The sequence below is a fragment of the Paraburkholderia sp. EG287B genome (assembly GCF_040965595.1).
Classification (GTDB): domain Bacteria; phylum Pseudomonadota; class Gammaproteobacteria; order Burkholderiales; family Burkholderiaceae; genus Paraburkholderia.
In genome coordinates this window covers 180,476-204,375 of sequence record NZ_JBFRCG010000003.1, presented here as the reverse complement: position 1 = coordinate 204,375, position 23,900 = coordinate 180,476, and the positions used below count along the sequence as shown (strand labels likewise).

The following is a 23,900-nucleotide window of genomic DNA, read 5'->3' as shown; positions in this document are numbered from 1 at the left end:
ACCTTTAGGGGCGTTGCCGCTGGCGCGGATTGAGGGCTTCGGTCAGGCCGTCGCCAAGCAGATTGAGGGCGAGCACCGCGAGCACGATGGCGGCGCCGGGAATCGCCGTGAGATACCACGCCGTGCGCAGCGAATCGCGTCCCGCACCGATCATCGCCCCCCAGCTCATGACATTGGGGTCGCCCATGCCGAGGAACGACAGCGACGATTCGATCAGGATCGCGCTCGCCACCATCACCGAAGCCGTGACGATCACGGGCGGCAGCGCATTGGGCAGGATTTCGCCGAAGATGATGCGCGTGTTGCTGAACCCCTGGCTGCGCGCCGCGAGCACGAAGTCCGAGCGCCGCAGCGTGCGGAATCCCGCGCGCACGATCCGCGCGACCGTGGGCCACGAGGCGATGCCGATGGCGAGCGCGATCACCACCACGTTGGGCCGCCCGATCGCCACGAGCACGATCACGAGCAGAAAGGACGGTACGGTCTGGAACAGCTCGGTGAGACGCACCAGCGCGTCGTCGACGAGGCCGCCGAAATAGCCGCCGATGGCGCCCACGAGTGTGCCGATCACGAGTCCGATGCCGGCCGAGGCGGCGCCGATCAGCAGCGAAACGCGCGCGCCATGCGCGATGCCGGCCGCTACGTCGCGCCCCAGCGAATCGGTGCCCAGCCGGAATTGCGGGTCGCTGCCCGGCCATTCGAACGGCCCGCCCACCATGTCGAGCGGGTCGCCCGGGTAGAGGCGCGGCGCGAGCACGGCGAGCACGACGAATGCCGCGAGCAGCGCCAGGCCGGCGCAGGCCGAAGGGTTGCGCAGCAGCGCGCGCCAGAAGGCGTGCCCGGCGCGCCGTGTGGGTGCACGGTCGCGCTCGGCGTCGCGGCGGCCGAGCAGCGCGAACGTCAACTGACGCCGCCAAGGCGAACCCTGGCGCGCGGCTGCACGTCGTGCGTCAACCGGCAGATCCGGCGATTCGAAACTCATTAAGATTCCTCCGTTAGCCTACGCGCGGATCGAGCCACGCCTGCAGCAGATCGACCACGACGTTCGCGACGATGACGAGCAGCGACGACAGCAGCAGTACACCCAGCAGCACGCTGAAGTCGCGCGCCAGCACCGCGTCGAGCGCCAGGCGGCCGAGCCCCGGCCAGCTGAATACCGTCTCCGTCACCGCCGCGCCGCCAAGCAGCGTGCCGAAATGCAGCCCCACGAGCGTGGTGAGCGGCATCAGCGCGTTACGCAGCACGTGGCGCAACGTCACGCGCCACGGATGCAGACCTTTGGCCTGCGCCGTGCGCACGAAGTCCTGGCGCTGCACTTCGATCATTGCGGCACGCGTAATGCGTGCGTAGATCGCGACGAAGAAGGTGGCGAGCGTCGCCGCGGGCAGCAACACGTGCCGCGCAACGTCGGCGACGTACGCGAGGCCGTGCAGGTCCGCACCGATCGTGACGTTGCCGCCGCTCGGCAGCCACCCGAGCCGAACCGCGAACAGGATGATGGCGAGCAGGCCGATCCAGAAACCAGGCGTCGAATAGAACAGCAGCGCGAACACCGACAGCACGCGGTCGGGCCACTTGCCGGCCCAGTGCGCCATCACGGCGCCGAGCACCACGCCGGCGACGAGCGCGAGCGTGAGCGCCACGCCCATCAGCAGCAAGGTGTTGGGCAAGCGCGAAAGGATCAGCTGCATCACAGGCATGTCGTAGCGTGGCGAATAGCCAAGACTGAAATGCGCGAGATGCTTCAGATACGTCCCGAGTTGCACGAGCAAGGGCTGGTCGAGCCCGAACTTCGCGCGCAGCATCGTCATCGTTTCCGTCGTCGCAGAGCCGGCTTCGCCGGCAATCACGTCGGCGGCGTCGCCCGGCATCAGCTTGAGCAGGAAGAAGTTGAGGATCACGATGCCCAGCACCGTCGGCAGCGCTTGCCAGGCGGTGCGGCGCAGGATCGTTTGCCAGCGGGCGCTGCGGCTCATCATCGGGCTCCTTCGAGGGTTGCGATGCGCGCTCAGGCGCTCAGCCAGACGTCGGCGAAGTTGCCCTCCAGGCCCTGCGCGCTCACCGTGTGATCGTGCACGCGCCGGTTGGCGAGCGTGACCATGCGCGGCGCGACGAGATTGAGGATCGGCAGGTCGCGGTACACGGTCTGCTGGAACTGTTTGTAGAGGCTCACGCGGCGGCTTTCGTCGATTTCGACCGACGCCGCTTCCAGCAGGCGGTCCGCTTCCGCGCTGCTGTAATGCGGCGCATTCGAGAACGGCACGCCGGGGCGGATATTTTTCGACCAGTACAGGCGCTGCACGCCCACGGCCGGATCGAACAGCGTGTTGACGCCGATGCTCGTGAAATCGAACTGGCGGTCGGCGTAGACACGCTTGAGGAATGACGGCAGATCCTGCGAGCGCACCGTGACATCGATGCCCACGCGCGCGAGCGCCGATTTCACGTAGCCGGCCTGGCGCTGGTACATATCGCCGTACGGCAGGTAGTCGTGCGTCAGCCTGAAGCGTATGCCATCCGCGCCGCGCGGCTTGCCTGCCGCGTCGAGCAGCGCCTCGGCCGCATGCGGGTCGAACGCATAGGGCGTGATCTGCGCATCGTGATACGGCGAGGCGGGCGTAATGGGCGTGGGCGAGACATCCGCATAACCGTAGGCCACGGTCTTTTGCACGACCTGCGCATTGATTGCGTGCGCGATGGCCTGGCGCACGCGCGGGTCCTTCAGCACCGGATGATCGAGATTGAAGTCGATCTCGGCCAAAGGCTCGAGGAAGCGATAGCCGCGCGTTTCGGTCACGAGCTGTGGCAATTGCGTGAGGCGCGGCAAGTCGGTGAGCGGCACGGGGTTCTCGCCGCCCAGATCGAGCGCGCCGGTTTCGAACGCCGCCGAGCGCGCGGCCGGATCGGGAATGACCTTGTAGACGAGCGCGTCGATATACGGCTTGCCCGCGTCCCAGTAGTCGGGATTGCGCTCGTAGACGATGCTCGCGCCGCGCGTCCACGACTTGAAGCGAAACGGCCCGGTGCCAATCGGCGCGTTGTTGTGCGGGTTCGTGAGCGGATCGCCCGTGGCGTACAGATGCTTCGGCACCATCGGCGACTCGCCCGCGGAAAGCGCCTTGAGCAGAAATGGCGCGGGCTTCGACAGTTCGATGATGGCCGTGCTCGCGTCGGGCGTCTGCACCTTCGTCACGTTCGCAAAGGTACTGCGTCCACGCGGGTGAATCGCTTTGAGCAAATCGACCGAGAACGCAACGTCCGCGGAAGTGAACGGCTGGCCATCGTGCCAGCGCACGTTCTGCCGCAGTTTGAACGTGTAGCGCAGACCGTCGGGGCTCACGCTCCAGGCGGTGGCCAGTTGCGGTTGGGGCTGCAGGTCGAAGTCATAAGCAAGGAGTCCTTCCAGCACCTTCGAGCTTGCGGCGAGCGCGGGTCCCGTGGTCTGGAAGATCGACACCAGCACGGGCGGCTCAGGATTGATCAGCACGTTCAACGTGCCGCCGCGTTTGCGCGCGATGGCGCCCTGGGCGCGGGCAAGCACGGGCAACCCCGCGGCTGCGGCTGCCGCGCCGCCTGCAATGAGAAATTCACGACGGGTCAAACGTGACATGCTGATGCGTTCCGATATCTATGAGGCTACGAGCGGCTAAACGTTGCGATCTGCGAGAGCCGGGAAATTCGCGCCGTGGCGACAGTGCTGCAATCGTAGCAACGGCCTCCTCGTGCGCTAACCAAGCGATGCTGCTATTCATATGACCTGCCGCGTCGAAGCTGAAGCGCGACAACGCAATTGGAAAGCAGAAAAGCTTCTTTGTTATTCGCGCGCCGCACGTGTTTAATCGGTGGATTGACCGATCGACCAGCACGGCGCCAGGCGCCGCAACGAACTTCCAGGGGTGCCTGTCTTGAGTGAAATTCCCGTGGCCGAGCCGCGCGCTCCTTCCGTGGCATCGACGCCCTTTGTGCCCGTAACGTCTCCCACTGCCTTTTCCGATAGCCCCGTGGCGCGCGCATTCGCGCAGCCGCTCATGCTGGGGCTGTTCCTGCCGATTCAGGCTGGCGGATGGAGCGCATCGACGCTGCCGCGCGGCACGGACTGGTCGTTCGACTACAACGCCGCACTCGTGCAGACGTGCGAAGCGCTCGGGTTCGATCTCGTCTTCGCCCTGTCGCAATGGCTGCCGAAAGGCGGCTATGGCGGCGTGTTCGACGGCCATGCGCTCGACTCGTTCATGACGCTCGCGGCGCTGACCGCGCGCACCGAGCGCATCATCCTGGCCGCCACGACCCATGTGCTCTACGGGCCATGGCACCCGCTGCACTTCGCGAAGTTCACGGCCACGCTCGACCACATCTCGCGCGGACGCTGGGGCATCAACGTGGTCACGGGGCACCGCGCCGTCGAGCACGAGATGTTTGGCTGGAACCGCATCGAGCACGACCGGCGCTATGAGATGGCCGCCGAATTCCTCGACGCCGTGCAGCAATTGTGGGCGCAACCGGACGACTTCAGTTTCGAGCCGGAACTTTCGGGCTGGCGCCTGCAAGGCGCGTACGTCACCCCCAAGCCGCGCTATGGGCGCCCGCTCCTCATCAATGCGACGGGCTCCGACGCGGGGATCGACTTCGCCGCGCGCTACTCCGACGTGGTGTTCATCACGAGCCCGGCGGGACCGCAGATCGATCGCGCGCTCGAAGCGCTGCCCGCGCACACCGCGCGTGTGAAGGCTGCGGCGCGCGCGTATGGGCGCGAGGTGCGCACGCTGATCAATCCGATGGTGATCTGTCGCGAGACGTCCGCCGAGGCTCGCGCCTATCACGACGCCATCATCGCGCACGCCGATGAGGGAAGCTTTCACCGCTTCGACAGCGACGCACATGCCTGGCGCGGCGGTTTCGAAGATCGTGCGAAGGCCGCCTCACGCGCGGTGGGCGGCAACATCGCGATCGTGGGCTCGCCTGAAGAGGTGGCCGACAAGATCATCGAGCTTCACGCGGCAGGCGTCGACGGCGTGCAACTGAGTTTCTACGATTTTCAGCCCGACCTCGACTTTTTCGGCGAGCGCGTGTTGCCTTTGCTCCACGAAGCTGGCTTGCGCCGCTGAATGGTGAAGTCGCGGCGCCTGAAGCGCGCCGCGTAAGCCCCACCTCAGGCGCGCTGAAGCTCCGAGCCGATCGCAGCCGCGCCCACGCCCGGCCGCTCGAGCCCGAGATGCGAGCGCAACGTATTGCCTTCGTATCCGGTTCGAAAGAGCCCACGCCGTTGCAGGATCGGCACCACGCCGTTCACGAACGCCTCCAGCCCGTCCGGCAGCGCGTCTGGCATGAGGTTGAAGCCGTCGGCGGCCTCGCCCTTGAACCAGTGCTCGATATCGTCGGCGATCTGCTCCGGTGTGCCGACGATCACACGATGCCCACCACCGCCCGCGAGCGCGCGGATCAACTCGCGCACCGTATGGCCGCCACGCCGCGCCTCGGCGATCGTGGCCTGAAAGAACGTGTGATTGCCGTTGCCGCCGTTGGGTAGCGCGAGGTCCTCCGGCAGGCGCGCATCGAGGTCGAGCTGATCGGGCGACAGGCCCAGCGTGCCGGCCAGGCGCGTGAGACTGTAGCGCCACGGAATCTGCTCGACGAGTTCGTCGCGGCGCCGCAGCGCCTCGGCCTCGGTCGCGCCGATAATGGTCGTGAGGCCCGCGAGCACCTGCACGCCCTGCGTGCGCCCGTATGCCGAAGCGCGCGCGTTGAGGTCGCGCCGGTACGCCACCGATTCCTCGAACGATTGCGAAGCGGAAAATACGGCCTCGGCGTGTCGCGCCGCGAGATCGCGGCCATCCCCCGATCCGCCCGCCTGCACGAGCACAGGATGACCTTGTGGCGCACGCGGAAGATTCAGCGGCCCCTGCACCCTGAAAAAGCGGCCATCATGTTCGACAGGCCGCACCTTCGTCGCGTCGATGAAACGGCCGCTCGCCTTGTCGCCGATGAAGGCGTCGTCGTCCCAGCTATCCCAGAGCGCCTTCACGAGTTCCGTGAACTCAGCGGCCCGCGCATAGCGCTGCGCGTGATCGGGCACCGTGTCGTGGCCGAAATTGCGCGCCGACGGCAAATCGGCCGTCGTCACGACGTTCCAGCCCGCACGGCCACGACTGACATGATCGAGCGTGGCGAAGCGGCGCGCGATGTTGTAGGGCTCGTTGTAGCTCGTCGAGGCCGTGCCGATCACGCCGATATGCGTGGTCGCCGCCGCAATGCTGGCCATCAGCACCGTGGGCTCGAGCGCCGTGATCGGACGGAAGTCGATCTGGTCGATGATCGCCGCATTGTCGGCGAGAAAGACCGCATCGAACTTCGCGCTTTCGGCAAGTTGCGCGACCCGTACATAGTGCGCCACGTCCACGAATGCGCGAGGATCGGCACCGGCGAGACGCCACGCCGAGGGCACGAAGCCCGAATGCAGGATATTGACGTTCAAATGCAGGCGGCGCGACGAAGTTCGGCTCATCTTTTGGACACTCCCTGGATCATCGGTTTCAGAACACGCGGCCTTCGGTGAGGTGCGTCGTCACGCCGTTCAAGGCGTAGTCGCCCACGACGCGCGCCTTGTGCAGCAGCGGGTTGTGACTGAAGATCGTGCGCAGGTTGCGCCAGTGCCGGTCGAAATTGTGCGCACGCGAAGTGGCCGAAGCCCCGCCGGCTTCGAACAGGCGCTCGGCGGCTTCCAGCGCCAGCTTGCTCACCACGAGCTGCGTGCGCGCCGTCGCCAGTGCGCCTTCCAGCACGAGCTGATCGGCGTCCGGCGCACCCGCGCGGATCGCCTGCGCCGACCGATCGAGCGTGCGGGCGTTCTCGTGCACCAGCGCGTCGATCGCATGGCTGTGCGCGGTGAGCGTGCCGACGACCTGCTGAATGAAGGCGTCCTCGCGCGCGGAGGGCGCCGTGCTGTGCAATACGGGACGCCCATGCTCCAGCACGTAGCGCCTCGCGTCCGCGACCACGTTGCGAACGATGCCCGCGGCCACCGCCACGAGGTGAAGTTGCCGCAGCGCGCCGCCATGACGGCCGGCGAGCGTAGCCAGGCCGCGTTCCGTGATCTCGTCGGCGCGCACCAGCAGATTCTCGAACATGAGACTGCCGCTCGCCGTCATGCGCTGCCCCATGCCGTCCCAGTCGTCGAGCACCGTGAGCCCTTCGCGCCGCACCGGCACGATCGCCACCACGGGCTGGCCCTCGTCGTTGAGCACGCTCAAGCGCGCGTAGTCGGAAAAGGCCGTGCCCGTCGAATAGTATTTGCGGCCGTCGAGCCGGTAATGCTCGCCGTCGCGCCTGAGCGCCGTGGTGTATTCGCCGGGGCGCGACGTCCCCAGCTCGGTCGAGGCGCCGCCGAAAATGGCGCCGTCGATCACGCGCTGGATCTGCAAATCGTTGAATGGCGTGCGCGCCGACAGCAACAGCGCTTCGGTCTGATCGTAGTGAATGCGCAGCGCGTGGGCGAGATTGCTGTCGGCCGCGGCCAGCGTGGCGATCACGTCGAATTCGTCAGCGAGCGAGCCGCCCAGGCCGCCCCATTCCACCGGCAGCCTGAGGCGACCCAGCCCCGAGCGCCGGAACGCGTCGAAGCCCTCGAATGGCAATTCGCGGCGCCCTTCGCGTGCTGCTGCGTCTTTGCCGATTTCATTGGCGAGCGATGGCAAGTCTGCGAGCGCATCCTGCAACGACAAACTGGCTGCGCGCGCGCACACCGGAAGTTGAGTGGGAAGAGCGGACATTGCGTTTTCCTTTTTGTCAGGCCCGCGAATTATTTCGATTCCCGGGCGGCCACGAGGCGTTTTGCCAAAGGGAAAAGTATAGGGAGCGCATTGCGCGCGACTAAACACCGAATTCGCATGTTGTTATTCGCATCTCTGCGTTGGCCTGCAGTTCGCGCAATCGGACAGCGCGAAATTGCGACCAAAGCAAATCACCTTCGCGCGTGGACCTATTTCACGATTCGTTCTTTGACCTCGTGGCAAGCGCTTGCCGATAATCGACTGCTCCATGCCGTCCGCGCAGAAGTTCTGCGCGATGCCTGTTCGCGACCGAGGAATCTTCATGACGCTGCTCTGGTACACCCGTTGCCCTGCGCCGACGCCATTCGGCATTGCCGCGCAGCAAGGATTGCTGCAGGCCGAATTCGCTGCCGACGGCATCGAAGTGAAGGCATTGCAGGACGCCGACGACCCGGCCATCCGCCGCTCGCATTTCACGCATACGCAGCCGTGGTCGTTTCGTCAGGGCGGCAACATTCCGGCGCTATGGGCGCGGGCGCAAGGCAGCGATACACGGCTCATCGGCGTGAGCTGGGTCGACGAGTTTCAGGCGCTCATCACGCTCGATCCGCACCTCACGCCCACGCGCGCCTCGCTCTCGGGGCGTCGATTCGGATTACCGATCAATACCGCCGCTGGGGTCGTCGATTTCCATCGCGCCACGGCTTTGCGCGGCTTTCATACGCTGCTCGAAGCCATCGGCGTCTCGCCAGCCGAGGTCGAACTCGTCGATCTGCCGCATGCACCCCGTGGCCTCGCCCACGCAAAACCGGACGAATCCGCGCCGCTCGGCGAATGGCTCGATGCGCAGCGCGCTCACGAGTTTTCCCGAGAGGCCGCGGCGCTGCTGCGCGGCGAAGCCGACGTGGTGTTCGTGAAGGGCGCGACCGGACTCGACATTGCCAACGTGCTCGGCGCGCGCGTGCTGGTCGACATCAGCGCGCATCCCGACCGGCGTGCGCACGCGAACAACGGTACGCCGCGCCCGCTCACGGTCGATGCGCAACTCCTGCGCGAGCGTCCCGACCTCGTCGAACGCGTGCTCGCGCGCACGCTCGACGTGGCCGCGTGGGCCGGCGCGCATCCCGGCGACGTCACGCGCTATGTCGCCCGCGAAGTGCGGACTGCCGAGCACTGGGTGACGCGCGCCTATGGCGCGGGCCTGCACCGGCAACTCGCGATCGGACTCGACGCCGGGGCGCTCGACGCGCTCGCGCACTTCAAGCGCTTTCTCTTCGAGCACGGCTTTATCGCGGCCGATTTCGACTTCGCGCAATGGGTCGATCCGGCGCCGCTCGAGGCGGCGCTGGCCCGCCGCGCGGAGCGTGCCGGCGTGCTCGCAGGATAACCAAAGCGGCGCTGCCTGCCAGCGTCCATTTCCTCTTATCGTCTGTTGCCGAACCGATGATCGCTCACCTCCTGCGCACGGCGCCACGCCGGTTCGTTCTCATGCTCCTCGTCATGGCGAGCGTGGCCGCTCACGTTGCCGCGCACGCGCAAACGCGCGGCGGCACGCTCAATTTCGTGGTGACGCCGGAGCCTACTGCGCTCGTGGATGTCGCCACAACGGCCGTGAATGTCCTCAAGGTCAGCCCGAAAGTGATCGAAGGCTTGCTCGACTACGACTTCGATCTGAAGCCCAAGCCGCTGCTCGCCACCTCATGGGAGATCGAGGATGCCGGCCGCCGCTATGTGTTTCATCTGCGGCACGGTGTGAAATGGCACGACGGTGCGCCGTTTACTTCAGCCGACGTTGCATGGTCGATCGAGACGCTGCGACGGGTGCATCCGCGGGCGCGCACCACGTTCGCGAACGTGACCGCGATCGCTACGCCAGACCCCTATACGGTCGTGCTCACGCTCAGCGAGCCCACGCCGTGGCTGATACGCGCGTTCTCGGCTTCGGAAACGCCGATCCTGCCGAAGCACCTCTACGAGGGCAAGGACGTGCTCGCCAATCCGGCCAACAACGCGCCCATCGGCACCGGACCGTTTCGCTTTGTCAAGTGGGTGCGCGGCAGCTACATCGAATATGCGCGCAATGACGACTACTGGAACGTCGGCAAGCCGCATCTGGACCGCATCATCGTGAAGATCATCGCCGACCCGGCCGCGCGCGCGGTGGCGTTCGAGGACGGCTCGGTCGATCTCGGCGGCGATACGCCCGTGCCGCTCGCCGACCTCGACCGCCTCAAAGCCAATCCGAAGCTCGGCATCGACACACGCGGCTACGAGTTTCAGGCGGGCGTGGCGCGCATCGAGTTCAATCTCGACAATCCAGTGCTCAAGACCTTGAAGGTTCGAGAGGCGATTGCCTCGGCGATCGATCGCGAAGTGATCCGCAGGGTCATCTACTACGGCTACGCGACGGCCACGGCGAGTCCGTTGATGCCGTCGAACCCCTACTATGACGCGGCACCCGCGCCCTACCCGTTCGACATTGCGCGCGCCAACCGCCTGCTCGACGAGGCCGGTTATCCGCGCAAGGCGGACGGCACACGCTTCGCGCTCACGCTCGACCCGCTGCCCATCGGCGACCTGCCCGCGCGCACGGGCGAGTACATCAAGTCGGCGCTCGCCCGCGTGGGGATCGCGGTGACGATCCGCAATCAGGATCTCGCGGCCTATTTGAAGCGCGTCTATACCGACCGGCAATTCGATTTCACTGTAAATGGCATGAGCAATCTGTTCGATCCGGTGGTGGGCGTGGCGCGTTTGTACACGAGCGACAACTTCCGCCCCGGCGTGCCCTTCACCAACGGCTCGCACTACAGCAACCCGCAAATCGACGGCCTGTTTGCGCAAGCCGAGCGAGAAAGCGATGAAACGAAGCGCAAGCAGCAGTTCGCGCAGATCCAGCGCATTCTGGAGCACGATCTGCCCGACCTGAATCTCGTCTCGCCGCAGTGGGTGACGCTCGCCTCGAAGCGCGTGCACGACCACTCCATTTCACCCGACGGCTTGGCAGCGAGTTTCGCCGACGTCTGGCTGTCACGATGAGCGCGCTCGCGTCGCACTGTTTGAATGACTCAAGGAACCTACATGGAATACCGGCAACTGGGCCACAGCGGCCTGAAAATGTCCACGCTGACGCTCGGCACGATGATGTTCGGCGGACCAACCGACGACGCCACGGCCGAACGCATCATCGGCGCCGCGCAGGAGCAAGGCGTGAATTCAATCGATACCGCCGACGTCTACCACCAGGGCGAGTCCGAGCGCGTGGTGGGCCGGCATATCGCCCGCCAACGCGACCGCTGGGTGCTCGCCACGAAGTTTGGCAACCCCGTCGGCAATCCCGTTGGCAACACGCGCGATATCAACGCGGCCGGTGCGGCGCGCAAGCACGTGATCCGCGCGGTCGAAGCGAGCCTCGCGCGGCTCGATACCGATTATCTGGACCTCGTGTATCTGCATCGCGAGGACCATCACACGCCAGTCGAGGAAACCGTGCGCGCGCTCGGCGACCTGATCACGGCCGGCAAGCTGCGGCACTACGGGCTCTCGAATCATCGCGCCTGGCGGATTGCCGAGTTCAGCCGCGTGGCCGATTTGCTGGGCGTGCCGCGGCCCGTTGCCAGCCAGCCGCTCTACAACCTTGCCAATCGCCAGGTCGAGGCAGAGCAGTTGAGCGCGGCGTGGCACTATGGCCTTGGCGTGATCTCGTACAGCCCGCTCGCGCGGGGCGTGCTGACCGGCAAATACGAGCCCGGTGCCCAGCCCGGCGCCGACACGCGCGCGGGGCGCCAGGACCGCCGCCTGAGCGAGACCGAATGGCGCGCGGAAACGATCGAGCTTGCGCGGCGCGTGGAGGCGCATGCAAAGGCGCGCAACCTCACCGCCGCGCAGTTCGCGCTGGCCTGGGTGCTCAATAGCCGCTATATCACTTCGGCGATCGCGGGGCCGCGCACCGAAGCGCAATGGCGCGACTATCTGCCCGCGCTGCAGTATCGCCTCGATGAGGATGACGAAGCATTCGTCGACTCGCTGGTAGCAAGCGGCCATCCTTCGACACCGGGGTTCAACGACCCCGGCCACCCGTTCTTCGGTCGTCTCGTGCGCCATGGCGCTACGCAAGACCCGCGTGCGCCGGCCGGCGAACGCTAATTAGCCAGGGAGTGCCCCGTGAACGCATTCACTCCGGACGCCGCGCTCGCGCGCGACGAGGACCAGGCCGCCGCGCTGATCGAGCGCGCGGCGCGGCTCGGCCGCGCGTTTGCCGCGCTCGCCGACGAGCATGATCGCAATGCCACTGCGCCGTTCGAGCAATTCCGCGCGTTGCGCGAAGCGGCCCTGCTGCGCGCGAATATTGCCCGCAGCGACGGCGGCTTCGGCGCGGGGCTCGCGGTGGCGCGCGCGATCGTCGCCGAGATCGCCTATGGCGATCCATCGGTCGCGCTCATTCTCTCGATGCACTACAGCCAGCACGCCATGATCGTGCACGACGCGCGCGAGCAAACGGGAAACTGGCCCGCAGCGCTCGCGCAGCGCCTCACGCGGGCGAGCGTGGAAGGCCGCGCGCTCGTCAACGCGGCCCAGGTCGAACCCGCGCTCGGTTCGCCCTCGCACGGCGGCCTGCCAGACACGCTCGCGCGCCGCGAAGGCGCCTCGTGGCGCATCACGGGACACAAACTCTATGTGACGGGCGCCCCCCTGCTCACGTGGATCAACGTGCTTGCCCGCACCGACGAACCCGAGCCGCGTCTCGGCCATTTTCTCGTGCCCCGCGAGGCGGCGGGCGTGCGCATCCTGGAGACGTGGGACCCACTCGGCATGCGCGCGAGCGCGAGCCACGATGTGGTGTTCACGGACGTGGCGATTTCCGCGGACGATGTGGTCGGCTTGAGGCCGGCCCATCTCGGCGTGCAGCGCGATCCGCACGCCACGGCGTGGTACTTCAGTCTGGTCGGAACGGTCTACGACGGCGCGGCGCGGGCGGCGCGCGACTGGCTGCTCGCCTTCCTCAGCGAGCGCAAGCCCGCTGCGCTAGGCGGTGCGGCGCTCGCCACCGTTCCGATCGTGCAGGAAAGCGTGGGACGCATCGAGATGCTGCTGGCGAGCAACGACTGGCTGCTGCGCACCCACGCCGACGCGATCGACTCAGGCACGGCGCCTGCCGAGCTGTCTGCCGTCGTCAAGCACAACGTGGTGGACAATGCGATACAGGCCGTGGATATCGCGCTCGAACTCGCGGGCAATCACGGGATTGCGCGGCACAACCCTCTCGAGCGCCATCACCGCAACGTGCAGTGCGCGCGCATTCACGCGCCGTCCAACAGCTTGCTGCGCACCATGGCGGCGCGCCGCGCGCTGGGCTTGTGAAGTGTGAGAAAACCCCGGCGCGCAGGAGCGGCCGGGGCTGATGAAAAAGTCGTCGCGCTAAACGATTCCCGGCGCGGCCGCTTCGAGCACGTTCACGCGCTTCGGAATCAGCTTGAGGTCGAAAAAGGTATTGGCGATCTGCTGCTGCTCGGCGAGGATGGCCTTCGTGATCGGCCCGGTGCCGAATTGCACGCGCCCGATCACCTCGCTGACCACGTCGTTCGGCAAGCCCCACACCTGCGCGAGCTGGGCGGCGAGCGCGGCCCGGTTGGCCTGCCCCCACTGATCGATCTGGCTCAATTCGTCGATGAGGATCTTGATGACATCCGGGTTTTGTTTCGCGTAGCTGAGCGACGAAAAATAGTAGGCGCGGTTGCCGACCACGCCGCTCGCATCGGCGAGAATGCGCGCATCGAGGGTCTTCTGCGCGGCGGCGAGAAACGGATCCCAGATCACCCACGCATCGATGGCGCCGCGCTCGAACGCCGCTCGTGCGTCCGCGGGCGCGAGGAACACGACTTTCACGTCGCCATACTGAAGGTTGTGCGCCTGCAGCAGCTTGACGAGGAAATAGTGGACGTTGCTGCCGCGATTGAGCGCGATGGTCTTGCCCTTGAGATCCGCCACGCTGCGAATGGCCGAAGCGTGCGGCACGAGCACCGCTTCCGCTTGCGGCCGCGGCACCGTGGCCGCGACATAAGCGAGCGGCGCACCGGCCGCCTGGGCGAAGATGGGGGGCGCCTCGCCCACGTCGCCAAAGTCGATCGAGCCTACGTTGAGGGCTTCGAGTTGCACCGGGCCTGCAGCGAACTCTGTCCACGTGACCGCGACACCAAGGGGAGCCAGCCGCTTCTCCAGCGTTCCACGCCCTTTCAGCAGACTTAGATAACCCTTCTGATTCCCTACGCGCAGCGTACGCGATGCACTGGCCGCGCGCGCGGGTAACGCGCCGAGCACCGGCAAGGCGGCGAGCGCAGCGGCTCCGGCAGAGATTCGAATGAAGTTGCGGCGTGTGTTCATGCGTGGAAGCCTCGGCAATCTATTAGAAAGAAGTCGATGTTATAAGCCGCGCGGCGGCGTGAAAACCATCAAATCCTGCGCTTCTAATTCCCGCCAAAGATAACCGCGCCGCTTCGTAATCCATGCGGGCAGCCGATATGTAAATCTCGATTAAATATTGGCCGCCCGCGAAAGGCCCAACCATAATCGGCCTTTCCAAAACACGAAGACATTCATCATGCGATATCGATTAGTTATCCAGATATTATTTTCAACTATCGCGCTGTTCGTGCTGCAGTCGCCGGCTGTCTATGCTGCCGACAACGCCGCGCACGTGTTGCGAGTCGGCTTTGTGCCCGGACCATACGCCGACGAATTTCGCGAAGGCGTCGAGCCGCAGCTCAAGCGCAAGGGTTACACGGTCCAGTACGTGAACTTCAGCACTGGGCTTGAAGCGAACCAGGCCGTGTGGCACGGCGAAATTGCCGCCGACGTGATGCAGCACAGCGTCTATCTGAAGGCGTACAACGACCGGAACGGCACCGACCTTGCCGGTGTCGTGCAAGTGCCGACGCCCCCCATGGGCCTCTACTCGACCCGCCACCATTCGCTCTCCGAGGTGAAGGCCGGCGCAACGGTTGCTGTGCCAAACGACCCCGTCAACCTCGAACGCGCGCTCAAGATTCTTCAGGCGATCGGCTGGATCCGCATTCGCGAGAATCCCAATCCCGTGGATGTTTCGGAGCGTGATGTGGTCGCGAATCCTGCCGGCATTCGCATCGTCCCGCTCGAAACCGCACAGGCGCCGCGTGCGCTCGAAGACGTCGATTTCGCGGCCATCCGCATTAACGCGTTCGATGTTTCCGATGCCTTAGCCTCGACCACGGCTTGACCACGCCCACCACCATGAAAAAAACACTTCTCGCGCTCACTACCATCACACTGTCGCCCGTCGCCGCCTATGCCCAAAGCAGCGTCACGCTCTACGGGATCGTCACGGGCAACGTGACCTACACGAACAACGTGCAGACGGCGGCAACGCCTGCCGGCGGCAGGCCCACCGGCGGCGGCCAGGTCGCCCAGTTCGACAGCGGCACCTCGGGCCCGAGTTCGAGCCGCTGGGGCCTGAAAGGCATCGAGGATCTGGGCGGCAGCGTGAAGACGCTGTTCGTGCTCGAAAGCGGCTTCAGCGTCAGCAACGGCACGCTCGGCCAGGGCGGCACCCTGTTCGGCCGTCAGGCGTGGATCGGGGTCACCGCGCCCAACTACGGCACCGCATCGCTCGGGCGCCAGTCCGACGCCGCGGTGGACTATGTGTCGCCGCTGCTCTACGCCTGGTATTTCGGCAACCTCGCGATCCATCCGGCCGACTATGACAACCTGAATTTCACGCACCGCATCAACAACGCGATCAAGTACAGTTCGGACTCCTTTGGGGGATTCCGGTTCGGCGCGCTCTACAGCCTGGGCGGGATAGCCGGCAACTTCACGCAGAACCAGTACTGGTCCGCGGGCTTCAGCTATACCGGGCCGAGCGTTGCGGTCGCGGCGTCGATCATCAACGCGCGCAATCCGAACACTTCGCTCTATGGCACGAACGCGAATGCGAGCGCGACCGGCAACAATCTCGGCTCCGCCGGGTCCGCCACGACGCCGGCATCGAACCCGTCGATCTCGGGATTCGCGTCCGCCCGCACGCAGCAGACGGTCGCCGTGGCCTCGACCTGGACGATCGGCTCGGCCATTCTGGGCCTCGCCTGGTCCAACACGCAATACCGCGATCTCGGCGCCACCGCCGCGCTGAACACGCAGAACTATCACGGCACGGCCTCGTTCAATACGCTGGGGGCGAGCGTGCGCTACCAGGTCACGCCGTTCCTGCGCGTCGGCACCTCGTTCGATTACACGAACGGCGGCAACCTGAACGGAACGGGCGGCGCGCGCTACGAGCAGTGGAATCTGGGCGCAGGCTACTCGCTTTCGAAAGCCACCGAACTGTATGCAACGGCTGCGTACCAGCATGCAAGCGGCGTCGACTCGTGGGGCCGCCAGGCGGTCGCGGACATCGGCTATCTCTCGCCCTCGACGACCTCGAATCAGGTTGCGGTGTCGGCCGGCATCAAGCACCTGTTCTAACCCGCATTCCGGGCCGCCGCCGGATCAATTCGACCGGGGTGGGCCATCGTCCAGCCAGTTGGACAAAGAGGCGTTCCTTTGGACGCGCACGCGCATCCGCCCTACGATGCGTGTCGCCACGCTCAATCCGGAACGCCCGCCATGTCCTCAACATCCGCTTATCTCCCGCACGATCTCGATAACGCGCTGCTCGTCGGCCGCGTCTGGCGGCCCACCCCGGAGGGCGACGGACCCTGCGTGGTCGTCGTGCGCGGCGGCATGGTCTTCGATATTTCGGAGGTGGCGCCCACCACGGCCGACTTGTTCGAATACGACGATCTGCTCGATGTCGTGCGCCATACGCCAGGCGAGCCGCTCGGCACGGCCGAGGCGCTGCTCGAACACAGCTTCGCGGGCGATCGCCCCGCGGATCGCCCCTGGCTGCTCGCGCCCTGTGACCTGCAGGCGATCAAGGCGTGTGGCGTGACGTTCGCCGTGAGTCTTCTGGAACGCGTGATCGAAGAACAGGCCGGCGGCGATCCCGCCAAAGCGCAGGACGTGCGCACCGAAATCACGAAGCTGATCGGCGCCGATCTTTCGAAAATCAAGCCGGGGTCCGAGGCTGCGATCAAACTGAAGGAAGAACTTCAGCGCCGTGGTGCGTGGTCGCAATACATGGAAGTCGGCATCGGTCCGGACGCCGAGGTGTTCTCGAAGTCCCAGCCGATGTCCTCGGTGGGCTTCGGCGCCGATATCGGCCTGCATCCCGCCTCGGCGTGGAATAACCCCGAGCCCGAGGTCGTGCTCGCGGTCAACAGCCGCGGCGAGGTGGTCGGGGCGACGCTCGGCAACGACGTCAATCTGCGCGATATCGAAGGACGCTCCGCGCTGCTGCTCGGCAAATGCAAGGACAACAACGGCTCGTGCGCGATCGGTCCGTTCATTCGTCTGTTCGACGAAGGCTTCACGCTCGATACGGTTCGCGCCACCAGCGTCTCGCTGCGCGTGGAAGGCACCGACGACGGCTTCCTGCTCGAGGGCGTGAGCCATATGCAGGAAATCAGCCGCGATCCGCTCGATCTCGTTTCGCAGGCATGGGGCCGCCACCATCAGTACCCGGACGGTTTCATGCTGTTCCTCGGCACCATGTTCTCGCCGATCAAGGACCGCGACGCGCCCGGCGGCGGCTTCACGCATCACCTCGGCGACCGCGTCACGATCAGCGCACCGCCGCTTGGCGCCATCGTCAACACCGTGCGCCTTTGCACCGAAATCGAACCGTGGACCTTCGGCGTGCGCGCCCTTTATACCAATCTCGCCGAGCGCGGTCTTTTTTAATCTGGAGTGAATTCGTAATGCAGACAGAAAACAACGCGCCGTTCGCGCGAATCGACGAAGCCGCCGCGCTCGCACATGAAGCCCAGGCCCTTTATGGCGCGGCTTCGCGTGCCGTGCGCAGCGCCCTGCTGCGCGGCCTCGCCGACGCGCTCGAGCGCGACGCCGCCCAACTCGTCGCCATCGCCGACGAAGAAACCTCGCTTGGCGCCGCACGCTTGAACGGCGAACTCGCACGCACCGCGTTTCAGTTGCGCGGCTTTGCCGAGCGTGTGGAAGCGGGCATCGCCAATCGCCACGTCGACGACGCGGCCGTGCCCGGCGCGCCGCCCGCGGGCCGTCCGCACCTCACACGCGTGCAACTGCCGCTCGGGCCGGTTGCCATGTTCTCGGCGAGCAATTTCCCGTTCGCGTTCTCGGTGCTCGGCGGCGATACGGCCTCGGCACTCGCTGCAGGCTGCACGGTGATCGTCAAGCCGCACTCGGGCCATCCCGAACTGTCGCGCCGCGTGCATGCGCTCGCCGCGAGCGTGCTGCGCGAGCAGGGCCTGCCCGAAGGCGTGATCGCGTTCGTCGATCAGGCGTCGCGCGAAGCGGCCGTCCATCTCGTCGGCCACGCCGATGTCGCGGCGGTGGCGTTCACGGGTTCGTATCAGGGCGGCGTGGCCCTGTGGCGCGCGGCCAATGCGCGTCGCCGGCCGATTCCGTTTTATGGCGAACTCGGCTCGATCAATCCGCTCGTCGTGCTGCCGCAAGCCCTTGCCGAAGGCGTCGACACGCCTGCCGCCACCCTCGCCGCCTCGATCACGATGGGCTGCGGGCAGTTCTGCACGAGCCCGGGGTTGATCGTCGTGCGCGATGACGAAAATGGCGAGCGCTTCGCAGAGGCGCTGGCGCAAGCGTTGTCCGCACAAAAGCCGCATGCCATGCTCACGTCCGCCATGCGCCACGGTTTTGAAAGCGCCGCCGCGCATATCGCGAGCCAGGCGCGCGTGCGCGTGCGTCTCGCCGCGCCGGCACACGACGAAGGAGCCGCAGCGCCGGCGCCGCGTCTGTTCGAAACCGACGCGCAGACGTTCGTCGCCAACGCGGCGCTGCACGAAGAAATGTTCGGCCCGGCCGCGCTGATCGTGAAGGTGCGTGACGAAGCGCAGACGCTCGACGTGCTCGCCGCGGTGGAAGGTTCGCTCACGGTGACGCTGTGGGGCGCGCAGGCCGATACGCCGGAAAATCGCGCACTCGCAACGGCCGCACAACGTATCGCGGGTCGCGTGCTGTTTGGCAGCGTGCCGACGGGCGTTGCCGTGTGCGATGCGCAGCAGCACGGCGGCCCGTGGCCCGCTTCGACGCAGCCGCAAACCACCTCGGTCGGTTATGCCGCGATCGAGCGCTTCCTGCGTCCCGTTGCGTTGCAGGATGCGCCGCAGTGGGCGATTGACGCGACGAGCGGCACGGCATCGGCATAAGGCAAGGCGCAACGCGCACGATTGAAGCGGTAAAAAAAGCGGAGACCGGATATTGAACCCGGTCTCCGCTTTTTGCTTTCGGCATTGGGTTACTCGCTGCCTGCAGCGTGCCTGGGAACGGCGAGCACAGCAAGCGCGGCTGCGAGGCCCGCGACCGCAAATGCGTAGAAATTCCACGGCAGCGGTGCGCCCGCTTGTGCCAGCGCGCCGCCGATCAACGGCCCGGCGATGGCGCCGAAGCGCCCGATGCCTAGCGCCCAGCCAATGCCCGTCGCCCGGTTGCGGGGCGGATAGTAGCGCGTGATATACGCGCCAAGCAGCATCGTGTTGCCGATCGTGCCCACCCCGGCAATGCCCACGAGCACATAGGTTTGCAGCGTGCCATGGGCGAACGGCAGCGCACACAGGCTGGCTGCCGCAAGCAGGTAAAGGACGCTGACCACGGCTTTCGAACCCAGGCGGTCGGCTACCGCGCCGCCAAGCAGCGAGCCCAATGCCGCCGTTGAATTGAGCGTGACCAGCAATGTGAGGCTCGATCCGAGCGGGAAGCCGGCCTTGCGCATCAGTTGCGGCAGCCAGGTGCTCAGGCCGTAGAGCAGGAGCAAGCCCATGAACATCGCGATCCAGAACGCCAGGGTGGCGCGCACGTTGGATGCGTCGAACAGCGCGCAAATCGGCGCGGCTTTCCCGGCATTTGCAGCGTGCACGGCCCTCGCACCCGCTTCGTTCTCGAGCGCCGAATGTCGAATGCCGAGCGCTCGCGCGACGCTGCGCGCCTCCTCCAAGCGGTTCCTCGCCAGCAGGAACTCCAGCGACTCCGGCAAATGGCGCGCCGCGAGCACCACGAGGATGAGCGGCGCAGCGCCTACGCCGAACAGCAATCGCCAGCCGTGCGTGGGCAACCAGTGCATCGCGAGCAGCGCGACCAGAATGCCGCCCAGCGAATATCCCGTGTAAATCAAGGCGTAGTTGAAAGAACGGCGGCCCGGCGGCGAGTATTCGACTGTGAGCGCCGCGGCGGTCGGCACGACGCCGCCAAGCCCGAGTCCGCCCACGATCCGCGCGACGACGAACCAGGCTGGCGTCGGCGCGAGCGCTGCGGCCGCCATCATCGCGGAGAAGAGCGCCGCGCTGCCGAGCAGCATGCGACGCCGGCCGATCATGTCGCTGAGCGTGCCCGCGCCCATTGCGCCGATCATCATGCCCGCCAGCGAGCAGCTTGCGATCGCGCCCAGCTGCAGCGCCGACAAGGACCAGTCGGTGCCATGCGTGAGCATGGGCAGCACGGCCCCGTAAATGGCGACGTCATAGCCTTCGGCAAGGATCATCGCGAGGCAGATCGCGACGACCCGCACCGTCACGCGAGTGGGTATCGCAATGGTCGCGGTATCGAGGCGGTGCCCCGCTTCGCTTTGCGTGCGATCCAGCCTGACCTCGGCGCTGCTCGATGACGGCGTATTCATGGCGGCGTGTCCCCTCTTTTATTGTGTGAATCCGGCGATCAAACGGCCATGCACAGGTACTTGATGACGAGATAGTCATCGATGCCGTAGTGCGACCCTTCGCGGCCCAGACCCGATTGCTTCACGCCGCCAAACGGCGCCACCTCGTTCGAGATCAAGCCGGTATTGATGCCCACCATGCCGTATTCGAGCTGCTCGGCCACGCGCCAGATGCGGCCGATATCGCGGCTGTAGAAGTAGGCGGCGAGTCCGAACTCCGTGTCGTTGGCGAGCTTGACGACTTCTTCGTCGCTCGAGAAACGGAACAGCGGCGCGAGCGGGCCGAACGTCTCCTCTCTCGCCACATCCATTTGCGCGGTGGCGCCGGTCAGCACCGTGGGCTCGAAAAAACCGTGACCGAGCGCGTGGCGCTTTCCGCCCGTGGCGAGCGTTGCGCCTTTGCCCACTGCATCGGCGATATGCGCCTCGACCTTCCTGACCGCCGCCTCGTTGATCAGCGGTCCAAGCGTGACGCCGCCCTCCGTGCCGTGCCCGACCTTTAGCCCTTTCACGGCCGTCGCCAGCTTCGCGGCGAACGCGTCGTAAACCCGCTCATGTACATAGAAGCGATTCGTGCAGACGCACGTTTGCCCGTTGTTGCGATACTTCGAGGCGATGGCGCCTTCCACCGCGGCATCGAGATCGGCGTCGTCGAACACGATGAACGGCGCGTTGCCGCCGAGTTCGAGCGTCACCTTTTTCACCGTGGTCGCGCTTTGCGCCATCAGCAATCGCCCCACCCCCGTCGAACCGGTAAAAGAGAGCTTGCGAACCACCGGACTGCCGGTCATCGCGCCGCCAATCGCCTTGGGGTCGCCCGTGACGACGTTGAGCACGCCCTTGGGCACGCCGGCGCGCTCCGCCAGCACCGCGAGTGCGAGTGCCGAGAACGGCGTGGCTTCCGCAGGCTTTACGACGATCGGGCAGCCTGCCGCGAACGCCGGGCCCACCTTGCGGGTAATCATGGCCGTGGGGAAATTCCACGGCGTGATGGCGGCGCAAACGCCGATCGGCTCCTTGATGACCACGAGCCGCTTGTCCGAAGCGGGCGTCGCGAGCGTGTCGCCCGCCACGCGCTTGCCTTCCTCGGCGAACCATTCGATGAACGACGCGCCATAGGCGATCTCGCCTTTCGCTTCCGCGAGCGGCTTGCCCTGCTCCGCGGTCAGGATCAACGCGAGATCGTCGGCGTGCTCGATCATCAGGTCGTACCAGCGGCGCATGACCGCCGCCCGCTCCTTGGCGGTGCGTGCTCGCCATGCCGGCCACGCGGCATTGGCCGCCTCGATGGCCCGCGTCGTTTCGGCTTCTCCCATCAAAGGCACGCTGCCGAGGGCAGCGCCCGTCGCCGGGTCGAACACGTCGAAGCTCGCGCCCGAGTCGGCGGGGCACCATTGCCCATCGATATAAGCTTGATGGCGCAACAGCGCCGCGTCCTTCAACAGGGTCTTCAATTCCACGTGATTTTCCTTCGATGCAAGAACAAAGTTGGTGGCGCGCTCCAGAGCGCGCGCCAATAATCAGTACAGCCAGGCTGCGTTATCCCGCCTGACGCCACGACGCGTGCTCGTGCCCTTCCGCCAGCAGCTTGCGCGCGATCTCGGCCACTCTGTCCACGTGCGCGATCGCGGCCTCACGTGCGGCGACCGCGTTTCCGGCTTGAATGGCGCTCAGGATGCGGTGCATTTCATCGACGGCCTGGCGGCCGCGGTCATCGGAAGCGATCGTCAGGGCTCGCAAGCGGTTGATGCGCGCCGTCAACGACTGCACGATCTCCCAGGCCACGCGCTTTTGACCGGCAATGAACACGCGCTCGTAGAAGGCCGTGGTGAGCGCCCTCACGGCCGGATGGTCCTGCGCTTCGAAGGCGGCCTGGATCCGGTCGATGAAGCCGGCGAGATCCGCGACGATGCGCTCGTCGGCATGCTGTGCGCACGCCATGGCGGCTTCGCCTTCGAGCAGCGCGCGTATTTCGTAGATCTCCGCCGCCGTCTCGAAGTCGAGCACGGCGACGATCGGCCCCTGGTTCGGAATCGAGTCGACCAGACCCTCCGTTTCCAGATGCCGCAATACCTCCCGCACCACGGTGCGGCTCACGCCGAGAATCTCGCAGAGCGAGCGCTCGACCAGCCGCTCGCCCGGATGAAAATGCGCCTCCAGAATGGCCGTGCGCATTTTTTCGAGCGCGAGTTCCCGCAAGGTTGCCGTAGGGCGTTCGACCCGCAGCGATGGCAGTGCGTCACTCATGGCAGCCGCCGTCAGGCTTGCGCGAACAGGCGCACATCGCGCGCGTCCCAGTCGACGAGCGCCTGCGTGCCGATCATGATGCCGCCGTCGTGGCGATGCGCCGCCGGCATGCGGATCGAAATCTCCTGCTGCCAGGGCGTCGCCACCGCGTAGTGCATCGCGTCGCCGAGATAGGTGACGTCGCGCACGGTCACGGGCAAGCCGGTCGTACCGTTCGCGCCTTGCAGCGAGCTGATGCGCATCTGCTCCGGGCGGATCATCACCGTGCCGTCGTCGCCGGCGGCGAGTGACGGATTGAAGGCGTCCGAGGCGATTTCATGGCCATTCGGGAACACGCCGTTCATACGGCCTTCGCTGCTCTTCGTCACCTTCACAGGCAGGAAATTCGAATTGCCGATGAAGCTCGCGACAAAGCGCGAAGCCGGGTTCGCGTAAAGCTCCTCGCCCGTGCCGACCTGCTCGATGCGGCCTTTGTTGAATACGGCGATGCGGTCGGAAAGGCGCAGCGCTTCCTCCTGGTCGTGTGTGACGTAGAGGATCGTCACGCCCGTTTCCTGGTGAATGCGGCGCAATTCGAGCTGGATTTCCTCGCGCAGCTTCTTGTCGAGTGCGGAGAGCGGTTCGTCCATCAGCAGCACGGGCGGATCGTAGGCCAGCGCGCGCGCAATCGCCACGCGTTGCTGCTGGCCGCCCGAGAGCTGTGCGGGCATGCGGTCGCGGCACTCGGACAGATGCACGAGCTTGAGCATCTTCTCCACTTTCGCCTTGACTTCGGCTTCGGGGCGGCGGCGCACGCGCAGCGGAAACGCCACGTTCTCGCCCACCGTGAGATGCGGAAACAGCGTATAGCGCTGAAACACCATGCCGATGTTGCGCTTGTTGGGCGCCACCGCCAGCAGCGGCTTGCCGTCGAGCAGCACGCGCCCTTCCGTGGGCTCCTGGAAGCCCGCGACGATATAGAGCGTCGTGCTCTTGCCCGACCCCGACGGTCCAAGGAACGTCATGAATTCGCCCTTGCGCACATCGAGCGACACCTGGTCGATGGCGACGACGTCGTCGTAGGTCTTGCGCAGGCGCTGGATTTGCAGGAATGCAGTCATGGCTTGTTT

General features: G+C 66.0%; 18 protein-coding genes and 1 pseudogene. 9 read left to right on the top strand and 10 right to left on the bottom strand.

The genetic code is table 11. The features are described 5' to 3' along the window. Positions 1–4: 4 nt before the first annotated feature. Genes AB4Y40_RS06220 through AB4Y40_RS06210 form a run of 3 tightly spaced genes read right to left on the bottom strand, consistent with a single transcriptional unit; the run spans position 5 to position 3,610 of the window. Positions 5–982, bottom strand: coding sequence for an ABC transporter permease (locus AB4Y40_RS06220; RefSeq protein WP_368686876.1), 978 nt, complete (start codon positions 980–982; stop codon positions 5–7). A 13-nt stretch (positions 983–995) separates the two neighbouring features. Further along, positions 996–1,976 (bottom strand): ABC transporter permease, encoded by a 981-nt coding sequence (locus AB4Y40_RS06215; protein ID WP_368687112.1) that lies wholly within the window; start codon positions 1,974–1,976, stop codon positions 996–998. Positions 1,977–2,008: 32 nt separating this feature from the next. Further along, positions 2,009–3,610 (bottom strand): ABC transporter substrate-binding protein, encoded by a 1,602-nt coding sequence (locus AB4Y40_RS06210; RefSeq protein WP_368686875.1) that lies wholly within the window; start codon positions 3,608–3,610, stop codon positions 2,009–2,011. A gap of 310 nt (positions 3,611–3,920) precedes the next feature. Here AB4Y40_RS06210 and AB4Y40_RS06205 point away from each other — a divergent pair, with 310 nt between their 5' ends. Next, the gene (locus AB4Y40_RS06205; protein ID WP_368687111.1) at positions 3,921–5,105 is read left to right on the top strand and encodes an LLM class flavin-dependent oxidoreductase; all 1,185 of its coding nucleotides are present in this window, start codon (positions 3,921–3,923) and stop codon (positions 5,103–5,105) included. 44 nt (positions 5,106–5,149) lie between these two features. On the opposite strand, the gene AB4Y40_RS06200 is transcribed toward AB4Y40_RS06205, so the two are convergent. Continuing rightward, complete coding sequence (locus AB4Y40_RS06200) at positions 5,150–6,502, bottom strand: LLM class flavin-dependent oxidoreductase (protein WP_368686874.1); 1,353 nt, start codon at positions 6,500–6,502, stop codon at positions 5,150–5,152. A 28-nt stretch (positions 6,503–6,530) separates the two neighbouring features. Next, the gene (locus tag AB4Y40_RS06195) at positions 6,531–7,766 is read right to left on the bottom strand and encodes an acyl-CoA dehydrogenase family protein (RefSeq protein ID WP_368686873.1); all 1,236 of its coding nucleotides are present in this window, start codon (positions 7,764–7,766) and stop codon (positions 6,531–6,533) included. Between the two features lie 322 nt (positions 7,767–8,088). Between AB4Y40_RS06195 and AB4Y40_RS06190 the strand changes: the two genes are divergently transcribed. From AB4Y40_RS06190 to AB4Y40_RS06175, 4 genes are read left to right on the top strand one after another with little or no spacing between them, the layout of a single operon-like run. Beyond that, positions 8,089–9,153 carry an ABC transporter substrate-binding protein gene (locus tag AB4Y40_RS06190; protein ID WP_368686872.1) on the top strand — a complete coding sequence of 355 codons (1,065 nt, stop codon included), beginning with the start codon at positions 8,089–8,091 and terminating at the stop codon, positions 9,151–9,153. A gap of 56 nt (positions 9,154–9,209) precedes the next feature. Then, positions 9,210–10,805 (top strand): ABC transporter substrate-binding protein, encoded by a 1,596-nt coding sequence (locus AB4Y40_RS06185; RefSeq protein ID WP_368686871.1) that lies wholly within the window; start codon positions 9,210–9,212, stop codon positions 10,803–10,805. A 42-nt stretch (positions 10,806–10,847) separates the two neighbouring features. Further along, positions 10,848–11,912 (top strand): aldo/keto reductase, encoded by a 1,065-nt coding sequence (locus AB4Y40_RS06180; RefSeq protein ID WP_368687110.1) that lies wholly within the window; start codon positions 10,848–10,850, stop codon positions 11,910–11,912. An 18-nt stretch (positions 11,913–11,930) separates the two neighbouring features. Then, on the top strand, positions 11,931–13,127 hold the full coding sequence (locus tag AB4Y40_RS06175) for an acyl-CoA dehydrogenase family protein (protein WP_368686870.1): 1,197 nt from the start codon (positions 11,931–11,933) through the stop codon (positions 13,125–13,127). A 57-nt stretch (positions 13,128–13,184) separates the two neighbouring features. Here AB4Y40_RS06175 and AB4Y40_RS06170 read toward each other — a convergent pair whose 3' ends face one another. Further along, the gene (locus AB4Y40_RS06170; protein WP_368686869.1) at positions 13,185–14,147 is read right to left on the bottom strand and encodes a sulfonate ABC transporter substrate-binding protein; all 963 of its coding nucleotides are present in this window, start codon (positions 14,145–14,147) and stop codon (positions 13,185–13,187) included. 217 nt (positions 14,148–14,364) lie between these two features. Between AB4Y40_RS06170 and AB4Y40_RS06165 the strand changes: the two are divergent. The 4 genes and pseudogenes from AB4Y40_RS06165 to AB4Y40_RS06150 form a co-directional block, all read left to right on the top strand. Continuing rightward, positions 14,365–14,970: pseudogene (locus AB4Y40_RS06165) on the top strand (MetQ/NlpA family ABC transporter substrate-binding protein); the annotation flags it as partial. Positions 14,971–15,032: 62 nt separating this feature from the next. Next, positions 15,033–16,262 carry a porin gene (locus AB4Y40_RS06160; RefSeq protein ID WP_368686868.1) on the top strand — a complete coding sequence of 410 codons (1,230 nt, stop codon included), beginning with the start codon at positions 15,033–15,035 and terminating at the stop codon, positions 16,260–16,262. Between the two features lie 141 nt (positions 16,263–16,403). Then, a complete protein-coding gene (locus tag AB4Y40_RS06155) occupies positions 16,404–17,579 on the top strand; it encodes a fumarylacetoacetate hydrolase family protein (protein WP_368686867.1) in 1,176 nt (391 codons plus the stop codon). A 17-nt stretch (positions 17,580–17,596) separates the two neighbouring features. Continuing rightward, positions 17,597–19,042 (top strand): aldehyde dehydrogenase (NADP(+)), encoded by a 1,446-nt coding sequence (locus AB4Y40_RS06150; protein WP_368686866.1) that lies wholly within the window; start codon positions 17,597–17,599, stop codon positions 19,040–19,042. 89 nt (positions 19,043–19,131) lie between these two features. Here AB4Y40_RS06150 and AB4Y40_RS06145 read toward each other — a convergent pair whose 3' ends face one another. The 4 genes from AB4Y40_RS06145 to AB4Y40_RS06130 all read right to left on the bottom strand — a co-directional run bounded on the left by AB4Y40_RS06145 (position 19,132) and on the right by AB4Y40_RS06130 (position 23,891). Beyond that, positions 19,132–20,505, bottom strand: a complete 1,374-nt coding sequence (locus AB4Y40_RS06145; protein ID WP_368686865.1) for an MFS transporter — start codon at positions 20,503–20,505, stop codon at positions 19,132–19,134. 38 nt (positions 20,506–20,543) lie between these two features. Then, positions 20,544–22,004: an NAD-dependent succinate-semialdehyde dehydrogenase gene (locus AB4Y40_RS06140; RefSeq protein ID WP_368686864.1), complete on the bottom strand. Its 1,461-nt coding sequence runs from the start codon at positions 22,002–22,004 to the stop codon at positions 20,544–20,546. A 79-nt stretch (positions 22,005–22,083) separates the two neighbouring features. Further along, positions 22,084–22,791: a GntR family transcriptional regulator gene (locus AB4Y40_RS06135; RefSeq protein WP_368686863.1), complete on the bottom strand. Its 708-nt coding sequence runs from the start codon at positions 22,789–22,791 to the stop codon at positions 22,084–22,086. A gap of 11 nt (positions 22,792–22,802) precedes the next feature. Then, the gene (locus AB4Y40_RS06130; protein WP_368686862.1) at positions 22,803–23,891 is read right to left on the bottom strand and encodes an ABC transporter ATP-binding protein; all 1,089 of its coding nucleotides are present in this window, start codon (positions 23,889–23,891) and stop codon (positions 22,803–22,805) included. Positions 23,892–23,900: the final 9 nt, after the last annotated feature.

Coding starts and splice junctions, on each gene's coding strand:
- AB4Y40_RS06215 (WP_368687112.1), bottom strand. CDS start 1,976: ATGAGCCGCAGCGCCCGCTGGCAAACGATCCTGCGCCGCACCGCCTGG.
- AB4Y40_RS06145 (WP_368686865.1), bottom strand. CDS start 20,505: ATGAATACGCCGTCATCGAGCAGCGCCGAGGTCAGGCTGGATCGCACG.
- AB4Y40_RS06170 (WP_368686869.1), bottom strand. CDS start 14,147: ATGAACACACGCCGCAACTTCATTCGAATCTCTGCCGGAGCCGCTGCG.
- AB4Y40_RS06180 (WP_368687110.1), top strand. CDS start 10,848: ATGGAATACCGGCAACTGGGCCACAGCGGCCTGAAAATGTCCACGCTG.
- AB4Y40_RS06220 (WP_368686876.1), bottom strand. CDS start 982: ATGAGTTTCGAATCGCCGGATCTGCCGGTTGACGCACGACGTGCAGCC.
- AB4Y40_RS06135 (WP_368686863.1), bottom strand. CDS start 22,791: ATGAGTGACGCACTGCCATCGCTGCGGGTCGAACGCCCTACGGCAACC.
- AB4Y40_RS06150 (WP_368686866.1), top strand. CDS start 17,597: ATGCAGACAGAAAACAACGCGCCGTTCGCGCGAATCGACGAAGCCGCC.
- AB4Y40_RS06210 (WP_368686875.1), bottom strand. CDS start 3,610: ATGTCACGTTTGACCCGTCGTGAATTTCTCATTGCAGGCGGCGCGGCA.
- AB4Y40_RS06185 (WP_368686871.1), top strand. CDS start 9,210: ATGATCGCTCACCTCCTGCGCACGGCGCCACGCCGGTTCGTTCTCATG.
- AB4Y40_RS06130 (WP_368686862.1), bottom strand. CDS start 23,891: ATGACTGCATTCCTGCAAATCCAGCGCCTGCGCAAGACCTACGACGAC.
- AB4Y40_RS06190 (WP_368686872.1), top strand. CDS start 8,089: ATGACGCTGCTCTGGTACACCCGTTGCCCTGCGCCGACGCCATTCGGC.
- AB4Y40_RS06195 (WP_368686873.1), bottom strand. CDS start 7,766: ATGTCCGCTCTTCCCACTCAACTTCCGGTGTGCGCGCGCGCAGCCAGT.
- AB4Y40_RS06155 (WP_368686867.1), top strand. CDS start 16,404: ATGTCCTCAACATCCGCTTATCTCCCGCACGATCTCGATAACGCGCTG.
- AB4Y40_RS06200 (WP_368686874.1), bottom strand. CDS start 6,502: ATGAGCCGAACTTCGTCGCGCCGCCTGCATTTGAACGTCAATATCCTG.
- AB4Y40_RS06160 (WP_368686868.1), top strand. CDS start 15,033: ATGAAAAAAACACTTCTCGCGCTCACTACCATCACACTGTCGCCCGTC.